We start from the raw sequence: 17,928 nt of genomic DNA, 5'->3' as shown, positions 1-17,928 counted from the left end.
GATTAGCCTAAACATCATTCAGATTGCACCTGCACAGTTTCTATTGCCAATCGAGCCAATTCATCCGGTTGGAACTTCGCCAAGAAACCATCTGCCCCAACTTTTTTCACCATCGCTTCATTGAAAACACCACTCAAAGAAGTATGAAGAAGAATGAACAAATCTTGTAGACGACTATCATTACGAATAGCTGTCGTCAGCGTATATCCATCCATCTCTGGCATTTCAATATCAGAAATAACCATAGAAAACTCCTGCGTGACGTCTTTTCCTTCTGCAACCATGTCTTGGAGGAAGGTAAGCGCTTCGCGACCATCACACAAAACGGTGGTAGCAAAACCAACCTGTTCCATACAACGCTTAATTTGTTTACGTGCAACCGAAGAGTCATCAACAATAAGTATATGATGCTTTTTCGCATTTTCTGTTACGTCAGCATTTACAATGCCTTCCGAAATATCCTGTCGAGTAGGAGCAACCTCAGATAGAATCTGCTCAACATCGATAATCTCAACCATTTCTTTGTCGACCTGACAAACAGCAGTCAAATAGTTATCGTTCGACAACCCTTTAGGTGGGGGCTGAATATCACTCCAGTTCATGTTTACGATACGCTCGACGCCACGAACCAGAAAACCCTGAATTCGACGATTATATTCCGTAATAATGACAAAACATTGACTGATATTCTCCATTGGGCTCGCGCCAGTTGCCAAACCCAAATCTAAAATTGGAATGGTTCCACCACGAATATGAGCAACACCTCTGACCACAGGCGAACTGTGAGGCATAGTTGTTAACTTCGGACACTGAAGAACTTCTTTCACTTTAAAGACATTGATGCCATAAATTTGCTTACCATTCAGGCGAAACAACAGCAGTTCAAGTCGATTTTCCCCTACAAGCTGCGTACGTTGGTTAACAGTATCCAAAACTCCAGCCATAAACGCCTCCAAAATGTGTAAACATTATACCGAGGTATAACCTCAAAATTGTTAAAATGCATCATCCAATGATAAAGTGCTTTCTAATATTTTACTAACTATCTTATTTATAACGCCATAATAGACAAAGTGAGCGAATCATGCGAATCATAAGGCTAAGCTTAGCCTTCATTTGTTTTCAAGCCAGTTTTACATTTGCCTTATCTACTGAAGATCAAATTAATCACTACATAAACCAAGTAGAGATTCCTAGACTGGCAGAAATATATCCGGATGCCATTATTAGCATTACATTAAATAATGCAGCAGCGCTCAATTATTTACCGGCTTGCGACAGTGAGTCGATTCAAATCCGCAATCAGAGACCAGAAGCGACCAAACGCACAAATTATGAAATCAGTTGCAACAACCCTACGTGGAAGTCTTATGCTCCCGTTACCCAATCCATCATGATTCCGGCCATAAAAACCATCACTCCAATTAATCGCGGCCAAGTCATCAGTAAGTCAAATACGGATGTGGGTGAAGTCGACTTATCTAGCTTAAGAGGACATGTTTTTACAAAGAAAAACCCTCCTTATGGCCAGGTCGCATCACGAAACTTGCGCATTAATACCTTTATAACGGTTAATCTAACGACCCCACCAATGCTTGTAAAAAAAGGCAATGTCGTATTAATAACAGCAAAAAGTGGCAGTATTACCGTCAGAATGAATGGTGTTGCTTTAGAAAATGGTGTAGAAGGACAACAAATACGTGTCCAAAACACAAGTTCTGAAAGAATTATATACGCCAAAGTTGTAACTGACAGTGAGGTTCTTGTAAACTATTGAGTACAGACTGACCGGCAGTTTATATATTCTTTTTTTCTGAAGCTTTTCATTAAAGTTTTTGTGGATCTTGCCGACAACATAGACAGGCAAATCATTAAAGGGCGGAAAACCCAATGGCAATACACCTTACAGGTCTATCAAACCAGAGCACGATCAATAAAAGTGAACGCTCGCAAAAAGACGATGCAACTGTTAGTACGACAGAGAAACAAAGCAGCGTAAAAAATGGCGGCACTTTAGCTGAAGACACCGTTAAATTAAGCGGTACTGCACAGACCCTACAAAATCAGCATTCTAAAATTGGCAACTTACCAGATGTTGACATGGAAAAAGTAGAACAAATCAAAAGTGCTATCGCTGCAGGCGAATATAAAATAGATACGCAGAAGCTTGCGAATAATATGGCTTCTATGGATTCGCTATTCTAGACTGTACACTCTATTCAGTCTGTGAACGGTTTGCCCTATGATCCCTATTGCCCCTATATTCATAAGAAGCAAAGAGATATTAGAAAAACTCTCTTCGCTCCTTGATGAAGAGCGACTAGCCTATGGGCAATTGGACAGCGAAACCATCATTACCCTATCCGAACAAAAACAAGTCCTGCTTGATGAAATGAATAAGCTCAATGAAAAAAGAGTTAATATTCTTATTAAATTTGACATTGTCGATCGTAAAAAACCCTCTGAAGAAGAATTTAAAAGCTGGCTTACCCTACAAGACAGTTCTATGGATAATGTTCGTCTATTAATGCAAGATTGTGAAACGCTACTGAAAAAATGCAAAACACAAAATAATACAAACGCTCGAGTTTTAAATACCTTACAAAAACGCAACAAACACCTCTTCGAGCTACTTCAAGGTCATAGCAGCAAAAATAAAGTTTATACAGCTAGAGGTTCAACACGTCCTATTAGTAGTAAACACACTTTAGGGCGAGCTTAAAAACCATAAGAATCAATACGATACAAGCTCGACTCACATTTGTAATCTAAACATAATTAATGTATAAATCACGCCTCAATATAAGTCCTCATAGGTAAACAGGATATACCGGCCGCCTCCTAAGCAGCTATTCCAGGTTCGAGTCCTGGTGGGGACACCAAATTTCTTATAAAACAAAAAAAAGAGCCTCAGGGCTCTTTTTTAAAATTCTTTTAAAAAAAAATCATTCAATATCAATTATTGCAAAGCTATGGACAATTTTAACACCACCTCTTTCTAACATTAATGATGCAGAGCAATACTCTTCAGCAGATAACTTAACCGCACGAGCAACAACGCTTTCTTTCAATTTTCGCCCAGTAACAACAAAATGTACGCGAATTTCAGTAAAAACAGCAGGTACAGAATCCGCCCTATCGGCCTCTATTTGAGCAACACAAGACACAACGTCTTGACGAGACTTCTTTAAAATCCCAACCACATCATAAGATGTACAGCCACCCAAGCCCGCAAGCAACAACTCCATCGGCCTTGCGCCAGCAATTTGATTACCGTCAATCTCTATCTTAAAACCAGACCCCGTCTCTGCGGTAAAATGAACATCTTCTTGCCAACTAACATTCGTTTTCATAATTCAACCTTACTTCATTCTGCTATGACTGACATTACCGTTACTAGGACTGAAAAAGTTCAGCCAATTTATCACCAGGATCATCCGCTCGCATAAACGTCTCACCTACTAAAAATGCGTGAATCCCTTTTTGACGCATCAACGCCACATCATCACGAGTATGGATACCACTTTCAGTCACAATAAGACGATCAGAAGGCACAAGGCCCATCAACTCAAAAGTGTGATCCAAACTCAATTTAAAGGTGTGCAAATCACGGTTATTAATGCCAAGCAATTCAGTCTGAGTATATTCCAAAGCCAAATCCAACTCCTGACGATTGTGCACTTCAACCAAAACATCCATACCAAGATCACGAGCTATAATATCGAGCTGACGTAATTTTTCGCCACTCAAGCAAGCTGCTATCAGCAAAATACAATCAGCACCAATCGCTCTGGCTTCTAATACTTGATACTCGTCGACAATAAAGTCCTTACGAATAACCGGCAATTTACAAGCAGCACGTGCTTCCACTAAAAAGTCTTCATGACCTTGAAAGAAGTCTTTGTCCGTCAAAACGGACAAACAAGCCGCACCACCTCGTTCATAAGACCTTGCAATATCTGCTGGAATGAATGGGTCGCGCAATATTCCCTTACTCGGAGACGCTTGCTTCACCTCTGCAATCACACCCGCTTTACCTATCGCAATCTGATGCTTCAACGCCTGAGCAAAGCCTCGCGGCGCATTGTGTACATTCGCCACGGACGCCGCGACTTCTAAGTTGCCATAAGGTGTATGAGCTTTACGCTCGCTAATCTCTTCGTACTTACGAGCCACAATTTTCTTTAAAATAGTCGGTGTTTCTATTTGCATTACGCTACCGCTCCTATCAATTACAGTAAGTCAGGACTCATAAAACAACGTGTAAAACTGGCCAATTCTGACATTTTGACTTTGGCGGTACCGCCACCAATCACATCTTCTGCGATATTCACCCCTTCAGCTAAAGTATCGGCGATACCAGATACATAAATTGCCGCACCCGCATTCAAAGCCACAATATCTCTCGCTGGATTCACTTTGCCTTTGCCTTCTAGCGCGGTTTTAATTAACGCCAAACTTTCGGCCGCATCAAAAGCTTGTATCGTATCTGTAGACTGCAACGGAATACCAAAGTCTTCCGGTGAGATTTTATATTCTAAGATTTCGCCATTTTTCAATTCAGCCACATAGGTTGATGCAGCAATACTAATTTCATCTAACCCATCTTCTGAGTGAACAACCATGACGTGCTCACTGCCAAGCGCTTTCAGCACTTCCGCGATAGGACGTACCCACTTCTGATGAAAAACACCCATCACCTGACGTTTTGCATTCGCAGGGTTAGTTAATGGACCAAGCAAGTTAAAAATAGTGCGCGTCGCCATTTCTTTACGAGGGCCAACGGCATACTTCATCGCCGAATGGTGATTAGGCGCAAACATAAAACCTAAACCAATTTCTTCAATACACCGGCAAACTTGTACTGCATCAAGACCAAGATAAATGCCCGCTTGCTCCAACACATCGGCACTGCCTGACTTTGAGGAAACAGAGCGACCACCGTGCTTTGCTACTTTACCGCCAGCAGACGCCACAACAAACGCAGACGCTGTCGACACATTAAATAAATTGCTGCCATCTCCGCCCGTTCCACAAGTATCCACCACATGCTCGAGATCCAATTCTACTTTACTAGACAACTCTCGCATCACTTGTGCCGCTGCCGTAATCTCTTCGACCGTCTCGCCTTTCATTCTTAGGCCAATTAAAAAGCCGCCTATTTGTGCCGGAGTGGCTTTTCCAGTCATGATATCATTCATCACTATTCGCATTTCGTCGCTGTTCAAGTTTTGACGCTCAACAACGGCAGCAATCGCCTTTTGAATATCCACCAGCCTCTCCTATTGTGTTAAAACTATCGTGTTAAGAAATTGGCCAATAAAGCATGACCCGCCTCGGTAAGAATCGACTCAGGATGAAACTGCACCCCTTCAACCGCTAGGGTTTTATGCCGAACCCCCATAATTTCCTCGTTTTCACCCACTGAATTTTTACTCCAAGCGGTCACTTCAAGACAGTCAGGCAAAGAGTCCGCCGACATCACTAAAGAATGATAGCGAGTCGCCGTTTGTGGGTTTGGCAACCCTAAAAATACCGAAGTATTTTCATGATAAATTAACGAGGTTTTACCGTGCATGACATTTTTAGCACGAATTACCTCGCCACCAAAGACTTGACCAATACTTTGATGACCTAAGCAAATACCCAGTATGGGGATTTCTCCTGCAAACGCGGCAATCGCCGCCATAGAAACACCCGCTTCATTCGGTGTACATGGCCCTGGTGAAATAACCAAATGGGACGGCGCAAGGCGCCCAATCTCTTCAACACTAATTTCGTCGTTACGAAAGACCCGCACATCTGCGCCTAATTCACGAAAATACTGCACAAGGTTATACGTAAAAGAGTCGTAATTATCGATCATCAGAAGCATAAAAAAGGGCGCGCCTATAAAGTAATATCAACCTACACAAAGGAGCTATTATCCGCAAAAAATCAACACCAAAAAACAGATGTATTCGCATAAAATAAGAGTCAAGTATTGAAAATGCGCCAAATTCTACACTGTCATGAACACCCTGTCTTGCTTAGATCTAAAGATCAAAACGTGTCACACCATACTCATTATCGAGCACGGCTAATTGCCAATATCCAAAATCGATACAATGTTTTATCAAAATCACTCAATTGTTAGGAAACGTATAAATAATACCTTATAAAAACAAAGCCTTGTTTGATAAACAAGCTGTTGTACCGCACACTAGATAGCATGCTATCTTTACCCTCAACTTTCAGTGCTTTAAGGATACTCTGTGCATAGTCAAGTTGCCGACCTCATCGAAACCCTCATTCATGACGAACATTCACCAGAATCCGTCAACAAGGCCATTTCAGAGCTCACGCCAGACGATGTGGCCTTAGCACTTGAATCCATTCCGCTTGCTCAGCGTAAACAAGCATGGGCAAATATCAAGCAAGCCAATCGCCTTGATATCTTGGTTGAGATGCGTGGAGAATCCCGCCAGCTACTTTTAAAAGGGCTGGACGACGCAGAGATTGAAGCCCTATTCACCGACGTGGACGCTGAAGATCTACTCGAAATAACCGACTCGTTACCAGATCGTCTCGTCGATATTGCCCTAAAACAAATGGACAACAAACAACGTGAATATTACCAGCAAGGTATTGTTTACGACGACGATGTTGTTGGCCGCTGGATCGACCATGAACTTTTAATAGCGTCTCAATCTATTCGCGTATCTGAGGCCTTAAGATTGCTGAAAAAAAGCACCCCAAGCTACACTGACATGGTGTATTTAGTAAATAGAACCGGTCGCTGGGTTGGCTGCGTAAAGTTCGACCTACTGTTTAAAGCGCAAGGGCACGAACCTATTTCCAGCTTAATCGATGAAGAGTGCTCTTTCATTCATGCGAATACAGAACTAACCAAAGCAGCAGAACAACTAGAGCGATCCAATTTATCCGCTCTTCCTATTGTAGACGACAACCATATTTTATTAGGCCGATTCCATGCCGGACTCGCGATGGAAACATGGCGTTTAGAGCATGAAGCTCAACAAATGGCAACGGCAGGTCTAAACGAAGAATCTGATTTGTTCGCGCCAGTGAAACGCAGTGCCGCGACGCGTGGCATTTGGCTAGGTATTAATCTACTGACAGCATTTCTAGCGTCCGCTTTTATTGGATTATTTGAAGCCACGCTGCAACAAGTCGTTGCTTTGGCCGTACTAATGCCCGTTGTTGCCTCTATGGGTGGCATTGCCGGTAGCCAAACACTGACCTTAATTGTTCGAGGACTAGCACTGGGGCAGATTACTCGCAGCAACTTAAAGTCTCTATTGTCCAAAGAATTAAAAGTAGGCGGTTTGAACGGTATTTTGTGGTCTATTGTAATAGGTGTTGTCACGCTTTGGTGGTTCGAAAGCCCAATGCTTGGCCTAGTAATTGGTCTGGCTATTATTGTTAATATAGTAATGGCCGCTCTTTCTGGTGTGCTAATCCCAGTTCTATTGGATAAATTACGCATTGACCCCGCACTGTCTGGCTCTGTTATTTTAACAACCGTAACGGACATCGCAGGTTTCGTGGCTTTCTTAGGGCTTGGAACTCTATTGCTGATTTAAAAAGACCCTCTTGTATAAAACGACATTAATCAACAAAACGGAGAGAAAAAAGCACAATGAATTGGGAAACGATGCAGATCTATTTAGGCCTTGGTGATACAAAAATGCACTGGGTAGTTAGAGTTTTTTTGGTTGTACTCAGCACACTTATAGCCAATTTCATTGCTACTCGCATTTTAACGCGTATAGACAAGCAACTCGAGAAAACCAAAACGCCTTGGGATAACGTCCTGATTCACGCTGCCCAAAAGCCCATCGGTGTTTTTATATGGCTAGCGGGGGTAACTATTGCCGCTGAAATATCTGGCACTGAAATCGATTCTAAATTCTCTTCACTTATCCACTCTATTCGTGAAGTAGGTGTCGTCATTATCCTGACGTGGTTTGTTTTACGCTGCATATCAGAAAGCGAAAAAACCCTGACCAACTCCAGCAAAATCACCGCCAATGTGGATTACACCACTGCCAGCGCAATCAGCAAACTATTACGAGCATCCGTTGTCATCACTTCCGCTCTTGTTGTACTTCAAACGCTTGGCTTTAGCATTTCTGGGGTATTGGCTTTCGGCGGTATTGGTGGGATCGCGGTAGGTTTTGCCGCCAAAGACTTACTTGCTAATTTTTTTGGTGGATTAATGGTGTATTTAGATCGACCTTTTGCCATTGGGGATTGGATCCGTTCTCCAGACCAAAATATAGAAGGCACAGTCGAACACATCGGCTGGAGACAAACACGCATCCGCACTTTTGAAAAACGCCCTTTGTATGTGCCAAATTCAACTTTTTCATTGATCTCTGTCGAAAACCCATCGCGTATGACACATCGTCGTCTCAATGAAACTATAGGTGTACGCTATACAGACTTTAATGTGTTACCGACCATTTTGGCCGACATCAAAGACATGATCTCGGAACATGAAGACATTGATTCCAATCAAACCTATATGGTGAATTTTAATCAGTTTGGTCCTTCTTCTTTGGACTTCTTTATTTACGCCTATACAAAAACCGTAGATTGGCGAACATTTCACAACGTGAAAGAAGACGTATTGTTTAAGGCAATGAAAATCATTGAATCTCATAATGCCGAAGTCGCCTTCCCAACCCACACTGTGCATATGGCAAATAACAGCAAAATGGCATTAATGTCGGAACAAGAAGGTTCCTCCGAGCAGGCCTCAACGACCTCGTCAAATTAAGTTTTACACACAAAAAAGCCAAGCTGTTTCTCGCTTGGCTTTTTGACTTTATTACAGTAAAAAAATTAAACGAGCAGCTCGGCCAAATCATCGATAATGGCATCAGCTCCTAACGCAGTAAGATCAATACCTTGATGATAACCGTATGTCACCAAAGCACATTTAAACCCGGCATTATTTGCCGCTTTAAAATCGGTAATAGAATCACCAATCATCAAACATTTTTCAGGCAAAGCTTCGATCGACTCACTGCAATGTAATAAAGGCATAGCCGATGGTTTTTTCTCTTCCAAGGTGTCGCCACCTAATAACCAGCCAAATTGCTCCGTCAATTCAAAATAATCCATCATTGGCTTAACGAAAACACTTGGCTTATTGGTGATTAAAGCAATCGGAACACCCTGATGTTTAAACGCCTTCAACAACGCTTTCACATTAGGATAAAGCGTTGTTTTATCGGTTAAGTGAGCACGATAGTGCATCAGAAAAATACGATACGCCTCTTCATGCTTGCTCGGATCAATACTCGCCCACTCTAGTGCTTGATCAATCAACTTAGCAGAACCAAAACCAACCCAAGCCCGTACCTGCTCTTCACCGGCCAAAGCCGCGCCAAACTCGGCCAAAAAAGCATCAACTGCATTAGCGATATCAGGAACACTGTCCACCAAGGTGCCATCAAGATCAAGGCAAACTAATTCAGGCCAACCGTCAAACCACGCTGAAAAATATTTAGGTGTTTTCATTAACGAACACTCGACAATTCTTTACGCATAGCGTCAATCACCGCTTTATAATCCGTTTTTCCAAAAATAGCTGATCCAGCCACAAAGGTATCCGCACCAGCACGTGCTATTTCTGCAATGTTCTTTTCACTCACGCCACCATCCACTTCAAGACGAATGTCGTAGCCGCTTGCGTCAATCAAAGCACGAGCTTCACGCAGTTTATCCAAGGTGCCAGGAATAAAAGATTGACCACCAAACCCCGGGTTAACGGACATCAACAAGACCATGTCCACTTTATCCATCACATGTTTTAAATAATGCAAAGGTGTCGCAGGGTTAAATACCAACCCCGCTTTACAGCCGCCTTCTCGAATCATCTGCAAAGACCGGTCGATATGTTCGCTTGCTTCTGGATGAAAGGTAATAATAGACGCCCCCGCTTCAATAAAGTCACCGATCATACGGTCCACTGGCTTTACCATTAAATGCACATCAATGTCAGCGGTGACACCATGTTTACGCAGTGCTTTACACACCATAGGACCAATCGTTAAATTGGGAACATAATGATTATCCATCACATCAAAGTGTATGATATCGGCTCCCGCTTCTAATACATTGTCTACTTCTTCGCCTAATAGAGCGAAATCGGCGGAAAGGATCGAAGGGGCAATGATAAAATCATTCATATCTGACTCCAGCAGTGACACAATAAAAAAATAGTTAAAACTTAAGTCGCATTTTAACAAGACACCCAAAAGAAGTATTGAAAACAATGAAGAAAAATAATGCCCTGCTCAATATTATCATCGTACTTCTTTCCTTGAGCGCAAGCGCCGCCCTTTGGGCGGAAGAACCACAAGCCACACCAGGTAACAATACCGCGGACACACCGATATCGGAAACCAACTCAGCGGACAAGAAAGACTACATCACTCCCGCACCGCAAACATCACGAATTGAGGCTTTAAAAGCCTCGCTGAGCATAAGGCGACTCGGCCACCAAATTCAGACACTAGAGGCCAATGGTAAACCTTTTCTTACCCTTTATAAGCCATCCATTACCAGTTCAACGCAAGGCTGCGTCGTCATATTACACTCAGATAATGAACACCCTGACTGGCCAGACGCTATCGCGCCATTGCGTAACGCCTTGCCAGAACACAGCTGGTGTACCTTGTCTATCGAAGTACCAGACATTGTCAAACGCGCTGCGCCTGTTAAAACAGAAGCGCCAAATACAGAGAATAATCAACAACCAATCGAACTGCCAAATCAAACCGAGGTGTTCGCTCGAATCCAAGCGGCCATCAACAAAGCGAAAACAGAAGACGTCGAAACGTTTGTCTTTCTTGGCTATAAAACAGGCGCAAGCTACGCACTTAGCTTTCTAGCCAATAACCAAGCGTCTGGCGAAGCCTTAGCACTCATAGACATAGATGCACCACCAAACCTATCAAACTATGAAATAGCACAACAAATTCGTCGAGTCGCACAACCTATTTTAGATTATTATGTCAACAGCAATGCGGGCAGTGATCAGTTTGCCACTTGGCGAAAACAAGCAGCAAACCAAAGAACAGAGAATAGAAACGATTACATACAATTAGACGCATTGCCCGACAGAGCTACAGGAAAAGACAGCAAACAACTGTTAATCCAACGCGTACGAGGCTTTTTAAAACAAAATACTCGCCAAATACTTCAGAAAAAAGCATTGCCTAGTGTAAAAAAAGGGCTCTTCTACGAGAGCCCCATCAACACATAGCAATGCATTAGTACTTACTTACGAGCATTCTTAATCAGCTCATAGGCAGACTGAATTTCCTGGGTTCGCTCTTTCGCTAACTCTATCATTTCTTTTGGCAGCCCTTGCGCACTCAACTTGTCCGGATGATTCTTACTCATCAAACGACGATATGCCTTTTTAATATCTGCATCATTCATATCGGACGTCACTCCCAACGCCTCGTAAGCCGCCTTCAATAAATCTTTCGACCCCATATTGCCAGAAGAAGAATAACCTTGTCTAAAGTGCGCTTGTTGCTTAACTTGAATATGTAGCGCTTCAAACTCAGCCACCGAAACGCCAAGATGCGCGCAAACTTGAGAAACAAACGATTTTTCTTCTACGCTAAAATGACCGTCGGCGTAAGCAGATACAAGCAAAACTTCTAACAACGTCCTCGTCAGGTCTCCAGGTCCGACAATTTGCTTGAAATTATCTAGAACCGAAACAAGGTCAAAATTTGCCGATTTCCCCTCATTAAATAACTGTCTGGCTTGATCCTGAGCCTCTGGCGACAGTCGCAGGCGTTGCATAACCGATTGAGCCAATTGAATTTCAGCTTCAGATACTTGCCCATCAGATTTAGCCAAACGCCCCATCAAAAGAAATAATGTGCGAAAAAAAGTCTCTTGCTGTAGACGCACATCCGCACGACTTCGAATACGGCTAAAAGCACCGCCTGTCTGAGCTCTATCGACCACACCACCTACGATAAAGCCTAGTAAGCCGCCTAAAAAACCAGCCAATATATAACCCAAAATTGCGCAAACAATTTTCCACATAAAGATATTTCTCCAGAATCGGTAGCCCCTATGGGCCTGCTTAGATTATCATTTGTCTCATAACGTGGAACCGCCTATGGGCAGCATCCGATTTCGGACAATAAACTTTGATGGCAAGTATACCCTGCATGGTTAAGCATTTACGCACCTACGCCTTATTTTTTCAAAGTCTTTTCATATTGCCACTTGCACAAGCTCAAGTGGATCAATGGGATTGGGCTCCAAAAGAAACTTTGACGGCCGAGCAACAAAAACAGCTCGGTCGATATTGTCAGGGATCCTATATTAATAGCTGGCAAGCAACAGACATTACAGGCACCAATCTGTCGGCTGATCTTATTGTCCGTGACAAGAACGGCGTTATTCACCTTCAAGGTGCCGCTGAAATAAAGCAGCCCCAAACCTCTTTATCAGCCGATAAGATAGAAGGTGTCCCCGATGAATACTACCACGCCAGTGGAAACGTCATTTTACGTAGCGATAGTCAGCTAATTCGTAGCTCAAGTGGCTATATTGACAATAGTGGTAAAGCACCCACAGCGTTCAACGACGCAAAATTTCTTAATCACGCATCTGGCGCTCGCGGAGAAGCAAAATTACTCTCTCGATCACAAGATGGCGTAGTATTTATAGAAGAAGGCTTTTTTACGACGTGTGAACCGAACAATGAAAGCTGGAAATTATACGGTAGCTCGATTGAACTGAACCCTAACAGCGGCTTCGGTACTGCAAAACATGTACAAATACGCATTGCAGACCTGCCTATTTTCTACTTCCCTTGGTTACGCTTTCCCTTAGATGACCGCCGTCAAACTGGCTTCTTGTTTCCTAGTTTTGGTTATTCTGGATCGGACGGTCTAAGCATTTCAACACCGTTTTATTGGAATATCGCCCAGAACTACGACGCGACGATCACACCGCAATACATCCAAGAAAAAGGCGCAGGGGTCGACTTAGAACTTCGACACTTAAGCCCTTACGGACAAACGACATACGAGCAATCTTCTTTTTCAGACAAAGATGAAGGCGAGCAAACGTTAATAAAACTAACGTCCACTCAAAAATTTAATCAACACTTCAGCGCAGGGTTAACCGCCGAAGGTAATCCGACAGAGGATAAATACCCTGAGGCGAACAGCACGTCAATTGGTGAAAAAGACAACTATGAACGCAGCGCTTATTTTGGCTTCAATAATGGCAACTTTCTCAATAAAATTACGTATTTAACCTACCAAACGCCAGACACTGCAAATGATAAACCATTCGAATGGCTGCCACGTCTAAGCAGCTCCTATCGTATTGCAAGCTCTTATTTAGATTACAAAATTGACGCTCAATACACTGATTTTTACGACCCCGCCGAAGACAATTTTGATGGTCAACGGACAGTTCTAAATCAAGACGTAAATCTTAATTTCAGCAACGCGTGGGGAAGTTTATCGCCAGGGGTGTTGGCCCAATACCGTGACTATAACCTTCACAATTATACAACCGACTCGGAAAGCGACACATCAATAACACACCTAACAAGCTATATTGATTCGTCAATATCATTTGAGCGCCGCTTAATGATTAGTGATGAGTCATGGCGTCAAACATTAATGCCACGCCTAAGTTATTTAAATTCGCCCTATGAAGACCAAGATCTTATTCCAGACTTTGATGCCACTGAATCGACAATGACTTACTCACAGGCATTTAGTCATACAAGATTTAATGGCAATGACCGTATTGGTGACACAGAACGAGTCACTCTTGGTGTAGAAAGTCGTCTATATGATGGAAGAAATAGTGAAAAGTGGGCATTTAAGGCAGGACAGGTCTTCTATTTAGAAGATCGCTATGTTGGTATTAATAATGACACAGATATAAATACGGCGATTGACGACTCAAAGCGCAGCGATCTGCTAACATCAGCAAGCTACAATGGTAATCGTTACAGCCTAACAGGTAATTTGAATTACAACCTAGACGATAGCGAAGTAAACTTAGTCCAACTTGTCGCAACATTAGAACCTGTTGATGATATAAAAATTAACCTAAGTTATTTGTACACGATCAACAATTCAGATTCAGATGACGATGCAAAACAAGCCAGTATTGGAAGTATTTTTCCACTCAACCAAAACTGGTCCATGTTTACTCAATACACCTATGATTTCTTGAAACAAGACTCCATCAAAGAAATCGCTGGTTTAGGCTATGAAAACTGCTGCATCAAGGTCTCATTAAGCTATCAAGATTGGCTCAATGATGACGAAAAATTTGATAGAGGCGTCTTTTTACAATTTACGTTACGTGGTTTAAGTACTGCTGGCAGCGCTAACAGCGAATCCAGTGTTGCTGACACCTACTGGAACCAAGGACAAGTTGGATACTAACCATGAAGTTGTTTTCTTTTTTCTCTCTTATACTATTTGCATTCACACCGTTGCAAACTCTGCACGCTGAGCCAACTAAAATTGATGGTATTTCGGCAATTGTTGACTCCAAACCTATTCTAGAAAGCGACATTAAAAACCGTTTTCAGATTGTTAAAGAACGCGTTCCTGGTGGCGTCATGACGGACAACATCCATCGTCAGATTCAAAACCAGATGATTGATGAAGTATTGCAGGTCAATCATGCTCGTAAAGTCGGCATGCGAGCACCGAGTTCAGACGTAGACAATGCCATTCTTGGCGTTGCCAAAAATATGAATTTAGATTTACAAGGTCTAAAAAACGTTCTTGAGGGTAAAGGCATTAATTATGCGCGCTACCGTGAGCAAATTGAGCAAGAAATTCTAATCAATAACATCAAGCGAGAAATCGTTAAAAAACGTATCGTTATTTCAGCACAAGAAATTGACGACTACCTCAGTTCCGATACGAGCATCACCAAAGAAAAAGATCAGGTGCATCTTCGCCATTTACTGATTAGAGCCAGCAATTTAGAACAAGCTGAAGCCAAAATGAAAAGCATTGCTCAGAATATCAATTCAGAGGATGACTTTATTCAGCAAGCGATTGAGAATTCAGACGGTCAGTTTGCCATCGAAGGTGGAGACTTAGGCTGGCGTCCAGTGAATCAGCTACCACCCTTGTTTGTTCGAGCCATGGAAGCGGAAAAAGGTCCTCTCATTGGTCCACTACAAAGTAATGCAGGCTTCCATTTACTCTGGGTTATTGAGAAACGTTCGCCTGATATCACGCTGCAACAGCAAACGAAGACACGCCATATATTAGTCCGCCCTAACGAAATCCGAGACATGGCACAAACAGAGCTACTGGCTAACGATGTATATACAAAATTAACCAATGGCGCAGATTTCGCTCAAGTTGCCAAAGAGCAGAGCGAAGATCAAGGCTCAACACTGCAAGGCGGAGATTTAGGTTGGGTTACGCCTGGCACTATGGTGCCTGAATTTGAAGACGTCATGAATAAAACCAACATCGGAGGTATCAGCAAACCTTTCCGTACACAGTTTGGTTGGCATATTTTGCAAGTTGAAGGTCGTCGAGAAGCGGATATCAGTGATAAAGTAAAACGCAGCAATGCTGAACGCGCCCTAACGGCACAAAAACAAGACATCATCCTAGGTAACTGGCTTGATGAATTACGTGCTGACGCCTTTATCGATATCAAAAAATAAGAGACAACTAATGGCAAATGATACGACAGAATCGCTTCCCATTATTGCGATTACCTCTGGAGAACCCGCAGGTATCGGCCCGGATATTATTTTAAGTGCCCTAAACGAGCAGAACTTTCCTGCTCGTTTAGTTGTGATCGCAGATCCCGATCTACTCAAAGACAGAGCGAATACATTAGGCATCACTGTAAACATCCAAACACTGACACACTCAGAAGACGTGGCAGCGCACAAACAAGGCTTTATCAGTGTTTTACCGGTGACGCTGGCTAAAAAAGCCCGCGCCGGGATTCTTGATGTTGCCAACTCACCTTATGTACTAGAAACACTCAAAAAAGCAGGGGAAGGCTGCCTTCAGAAAAGGTTTGACGCCATCGTGACACCGCCTGTGCACAAAGGTGTTTTGTGTGAGACTGGCGTACATTTTTCAGGCCATACCGAATTTTTTCAAGCGCAATGCCGCTCTCCACACGTTGTTATGATGCTAGCAACAGAGACAATGAAAGTGGCGTTAGTGACGACTCACCTCCCATTAAAAGAAGTACCAGCCGCCATTACAGAACGAAGCATCAGTCTTGTTGTGAAAGCGCTTAACAAAGATCTACAAGAAAAGTTTGGCATCGCTCGTCCTAACATTTTAGTCTGTGGATTAAACCCGCACGCAGGGGAAGATGGTCATCTAGGCAGAGAGGAGATTGACACCATTATTCCAACGCTCAACAAACTCCGCCAAACAGGCTTAAACCTAATAGGTCCGCTTCCTGCTGATACCTTGTTTACGCCAAAATACCTCGATGAGGCGGATTGCGTCTTAGCCATGTATCACGATCAAGGTTTACCTGTGTTAAAATACTCAGGCTTTGGTAACGCCGTAAATATTACCTTAGGCTTACCCATTATTCGAACATCCGTCGACCACGGCACAGCGATTGATTTAGCTGGCACAGGCAAGGCAAGTAACGGCAGCCTTAAAGTGGCCATTCAACATGCTATTAACATGGCAAATAACGCGAAAAAGTTTTCTACATGAGCAAACAGCAACCCCATAAAGCCAGAAAAAGATTTGGTCAAAACTTCCTTCATGACCACGGCGTTATCCGCCATATTGTGGCTTCTATCGCGCCAAAAAAAGGTCAACGTCTCGTTGAGATTGGCCCTGGTAAAGGCGCATTAACAGAAGGCATTATCAGCATCACTGAGCGTATGGACGTGGTTGAGCTTGATCGCGATCTAATCCCTATTCTAAAAGTGAATTTATTCCGTTTTCCTGAACTAACTGTTCATGAAGCCGATGCAATGAAATTTGATTTCACATCACTTCGAACTGAAGAACAGGCTATCCGTGTCGTAGGTAATTTACCCTACAATATTTCGACGCCGCTTATTTTTCACCTACTAAGCCAAGTAAGCGCCATCCAAGACATGCACTTCATGCTACAAAAAGAAGTAGTGGATCGTTTGGCTGCACGCCCAGGCGACAGCCTTTATGGCCGCTTAAGTGTGATGGCTCAGTATTATTGCAGCGTCGAATCTCTCTTTATTGTTGGGCCTGAATCATTCGACCCAGCGCCTAAGGTGGACTCAGCGATTGTAAGAATGACGCCACACAAAACCCTTCCTCATCCCGTTGATGACATCAAAAAGCTGGAAGACATGGTTAGAACAGGCTTTCAGCAACGTAGGAAAACCCTACGCAACAACTATAAAGGGGTACTGGACAACGACGATTTCGCAGCATTGAATATTGACCCAACGCTTCGCCCAGAAAGATTGGATGTAGAAGACTTTGTGCGCATTACCAACTACGTACTAAAAAAGGAAGGGTAAATGCAAAAGTATGACGTCGTAGTTTCCGTTCGGACCGAATACTTAGCAAGCCAATCTACACCGGCTGAATCACGCTATGTATTTGCTTACCATATTTCTATCACTAACTGCGGATCAGAGTCAGCCAAATTGCAAACACGCCATTGGATAATCACCGATGGCAACGAACAAGTGCAAGAAGTAAAAGGCAGCGGTGTCATTGGCGAATATCCGCACTTAGAACCTGGTGAATCCTTTCACTACACCAGCGGTACCGTGATGGAAACCGTGGTTGGCAGCATGCAAGGCAGCTACCAGTTTTTAGCCGATGACGGTACCGGTTTTGAAGCGCCTGTTCGTCCGTTCACTCTATTCGTTCCAAATAAGGTGCACTGAAAAAAATT

At 43.0% G+C, this 17,928-nt stretch carries 19 protein-coding genes and 1 tRNA gene; 12 read left to right on the top strand and 8 right to left on the bottom strand.

The annotated features are described in order from the left end of the window. Positions 1–14: 14 nt before the first annotated feature. Complete coding sequence (locus MP3633_RS03620) at positions 15–944, bottom strand: chemotaxis protein CheV (RefSeq protein ID WP_176334509.1); 930 nt, start codon at positions 942–944, stop codon at positions 15–17. 140 nt (positions 945–1,084) lie between these two features. Between MP3633_RS03620 and flgA the strand changes: the two genes are divergently transcribed. From flgA to MP3633_RS03600, 4 genes are all read left to right on the top strand, one after another. After that, positions 1,085–1,777 (top strand): flagellar basal body P-ring formation chaperone FlgA, encoded by a 693-nt coding sequence (flgA, locus tag MP3633_RS03615; protein ID WP_176334508.1) that lies wholly within the window; start codon positions 1,085–1,087, stop codon positions 1,775–1,777. A gap of 113 nt (positions 1,778–1,890) precedes the next feature. Then, complete coding sequence (flgM, locus tag MP3633_RS03610) at positions 1,891–2,205, top strand: flagellar biosynthesis anti-sigma factor FlgM (protein ID WP_112136936.1); 315 nt, start codon at positions 1,891–1,893, stop codon at positions 2,203–2,205. 37 nt (positions 2,206–2,242) lie between these two features. Next, complete coding sequence (locus MP3633_RS03605) at positions 2,243–2,722, top strand: flagella synthesis protein FlgN (protein ID WP_112136934.1); 480 nt, start codon at positions 2,243–2,245, stop codon at positions 2,720–2,722. Between the two features lie 84 nt (positions 2,723–2,806). Then, positions 2,807–2,882: transfer RNA gene (locus tag MP3633_RS03600), tRNA-Arg, on the top strand. Positions 2,883–2,945: 63 nt separating this feature from the next. On the opposite strand, the gene MP3633_RS03595 is transcribed toward MP3633_RS03600, so the two are convergent. From MP3633_RS03595 to MP3633_RS03580, 4 genes are read right to left on the bottom strand one after another with little or no spacing between them, the layout of a single operon-like run. Continuing rightward, positions 2,946–3,353 carry an OsmC family protein gene (locus MP3633_RS03595; RefSeq protein WP_112136932.1) on the bottom strand — a complete coding sequence of 136 codons (408 nt, stop codon included), beginning with the start codon at positions 3,351–3,353 and terminating at the stop codon, positions 2,946–2,948. A gap of 43 nt (positions 3,354–3,396) precedes the next feature. Continuing rightward, positions 3,397–4,212 (bottom strand): indole-3-glycerol phosphate synthase TrpC, encoded by an 816-nt coding sequence (gene trpC / locus MP3633_RS03590; RefSeq protein WP_176334507.1) that lies wholly within the window; start codon positions 4,210–4,212, stop codon positions 3,397–3,399. A 20-nt stretch (positions 4,213–4,232) separates the two neighbouring features. Beyond that, positions 4,233–5,273 (bottom strand): anthranilate phosphoribosyltransferase, encoded by a 1,041-nt coding sequence (gene trpD / locus MP3633_RS03585; RefSeq protein ID WP_176334506.1) that lies wholly within the window; start codon positions 5,271–5,273, stop codon positions 4,233–4,235. 23 nt (positions 5,274–5,296) lie between these two features. Beyond that, complete coding sequence (locus tag MP3633_RS03580) at positions 5,297–5,875, bottom strand: anthranilate synthase component II (RefSeq protein ID WP_176334505.1); 579 nt, start codon at positions 5,873–5,875, stop codon at positions 5,297–5,299. 379 nt (positions 5,876–6,254) lie between these two features. Here MP3633_RS03580 and MP3633_RS03575 point away from each other — a divergent pair, with 379 nt between their 5' ends. Both MP3633_RS03575 and MP3633_RS03570 read left to right on the top strand, forming a co-directional pair. Next, positions 6,255–7,586: a magnesium transporter gene (locus tag MP3633_RS03575; protein WP_112136924.1), complete on the top strand. Its 1,332-nt coding sequence runs from the start codon at positions 6,255–6,257 to the stop codon at positions 7,584–7,586. 56 nt (positions 7,587–7,642) lie between these two features. Continuing rightward, entirely contained in the window at positions 7,643–8,785 is a 1,143-nt protein-coding gene (locus MP3633_RS03570; protein ID WP_176334504.1) for a mechanosensitive ion channel family protein, read from the top strand. Between the two features lie 65 nt (positions 8,786–8,850). Here MP3633_RS03570 and MP3633_RS03565 read toward each other — a convergent pair whose 3' ends face one another. Together MP3633_RS03565 and rpe are read right to left on the bottom strand one after the other, a co-directional pair. Continuing rightward, positions 8,851–9,531 (bottom strand): phosphoglycolate phosphatase, encoded by a 681-nt coding sequence (locus tag MP3633_RS03565; protein ID WP_176334503.1) that lies wholly within the window; start codon positions 9,529–9,531, stop codon positions 8,851–8,853. After that, positions 9,531–10,202: a ribulose-phosphate 3-epimerase gene (rpe, locus tag MP3633_RS03560; RefSeq protein ID WP_176334502.1), complete on the bottom strand. Its 672-nt coding sequence runs from the start codon at positions 10,200–10,202 to the stop codon at positions 9,531–9,533. The genes MP3633_RS03565 and rpe overlap by 1 nt, the downstream gene beginning before the upstream one ends. Before the next feature lie 86 nt (positions 10,203–10,288). Here rpe and MP3633_RS03555 point away from each other — a divergent pair, with 86 nt between their 5' ends. Next, positions 10,289–11,281 carry a DUF3530 family protein gene (locus MP3633_RS03555; protein WP_176334501.1) on the top strand — a complete coding sequence of 331 codons (993 nt, stop codon included), beginning with the start codon at positions 10,289–10,291 and terminating at the stop codon, positions 11,279–11,281. Between the two features lie 14 nt (positions 11,282–11,295). Here the strand turns inward: MP3633_RS03555 and djlA are convergent, their stop codons facing one another. Next, positions 11,296–12,084, bottom strand: a complete 789-nt coding sequence (djlA, locus tag MP3633_RS03550) for a co-chaperone DjlA (protein ID WP_176334500.1) — start codon at positions 12,082–12,084, stop codon at positions 11,296–11,298. 128 nt (positions 12,085–12,212) lie between these two features. Here djlA and MP3633_RS03545 point away from each other — a divergent pair, with 128 nt between their 5' ends. The 5 genes from MP3633_RS03545 to apaG are packed head-to-tail and all read left to right on the top strand — an operon-like array spanning position 12,213 to position 17,920. After that, complete coding sequence (locus MP3633_RS03545; protein ID WP_244959813.1) at positions 12,213–14,465, top strand: LPS-assembly protein LptD; 2,253 nt, start codon at positions 12,213–12,215, stop codon at positions 14,463–14,465. Positions 14,466–14,467: 2 nt separating this feature from the next. Continuing rightward, entirely contained in the window at positions 14,468–15,718 is a 1,251-nt protein-coding gene (locus MP3633_RS03540) for a peptidylprolyl isomerase (protein ID WP_176334498.1), read from the top strand. Positions 15,719–15,728: 10 nt separating this feature from the next. Further along, positions 15,729–16,748: a 4-hydroxythreonine-4-phosphate dehydrogenase PdxA gene (gene pdxA / locus MP3633_RS03535; protein WP_176334497.1), complete on the top strand. Its 1,020-nt coding sequence runs from the start codon at positions 15,729–15,731 to the stop codon at positions 16,746–16,748. After that, positions 16,745–17,545 (top strand): 16S rRNA (adenine(1518)-N(6)/adenine(1519)-N(6))-dimethyltransferase RsmA, encoded by an 801-nt coding sequence (gene rsmA, locus MP3633_RS03530; protein ID WP_112136908.1) that lies wholly within the window; start codon positions 16,745–16,747, stop codon positions 17,543–17,545. Before pdxA ends, rsmA begins: the two co-directional genes overlap by 4 nt. Beyond that, complete coding sequence (apaG, locus tag MP3633_RS03525; RefSeq protein WP_176334496.1) at positions 17,546–17,920, top strand: Co2+/Mg2+ efflux protein ApaG; 375 nt, start codon at positions 17,546–17,548, stop codon at positions 17,918–17,920. Positions 17,921–17,928 lie beyond the last annotated feature (8 nt).

This window comes from Marinomonas primoryensis, assembly GCF_013372285.1.
Taxonomy (GTDB): domain Bacteria; phylum Pseudomonadota; class Gammaproteobacteria; order Pseudomonadales; family Marinomonadaceae; genus Marinomonas; species Marinomonas primoryensis.
Note: the sequence above shows the minus strand (reverse complement) of the source record. Positions and strands in the feature narration are given on the sequence as shown.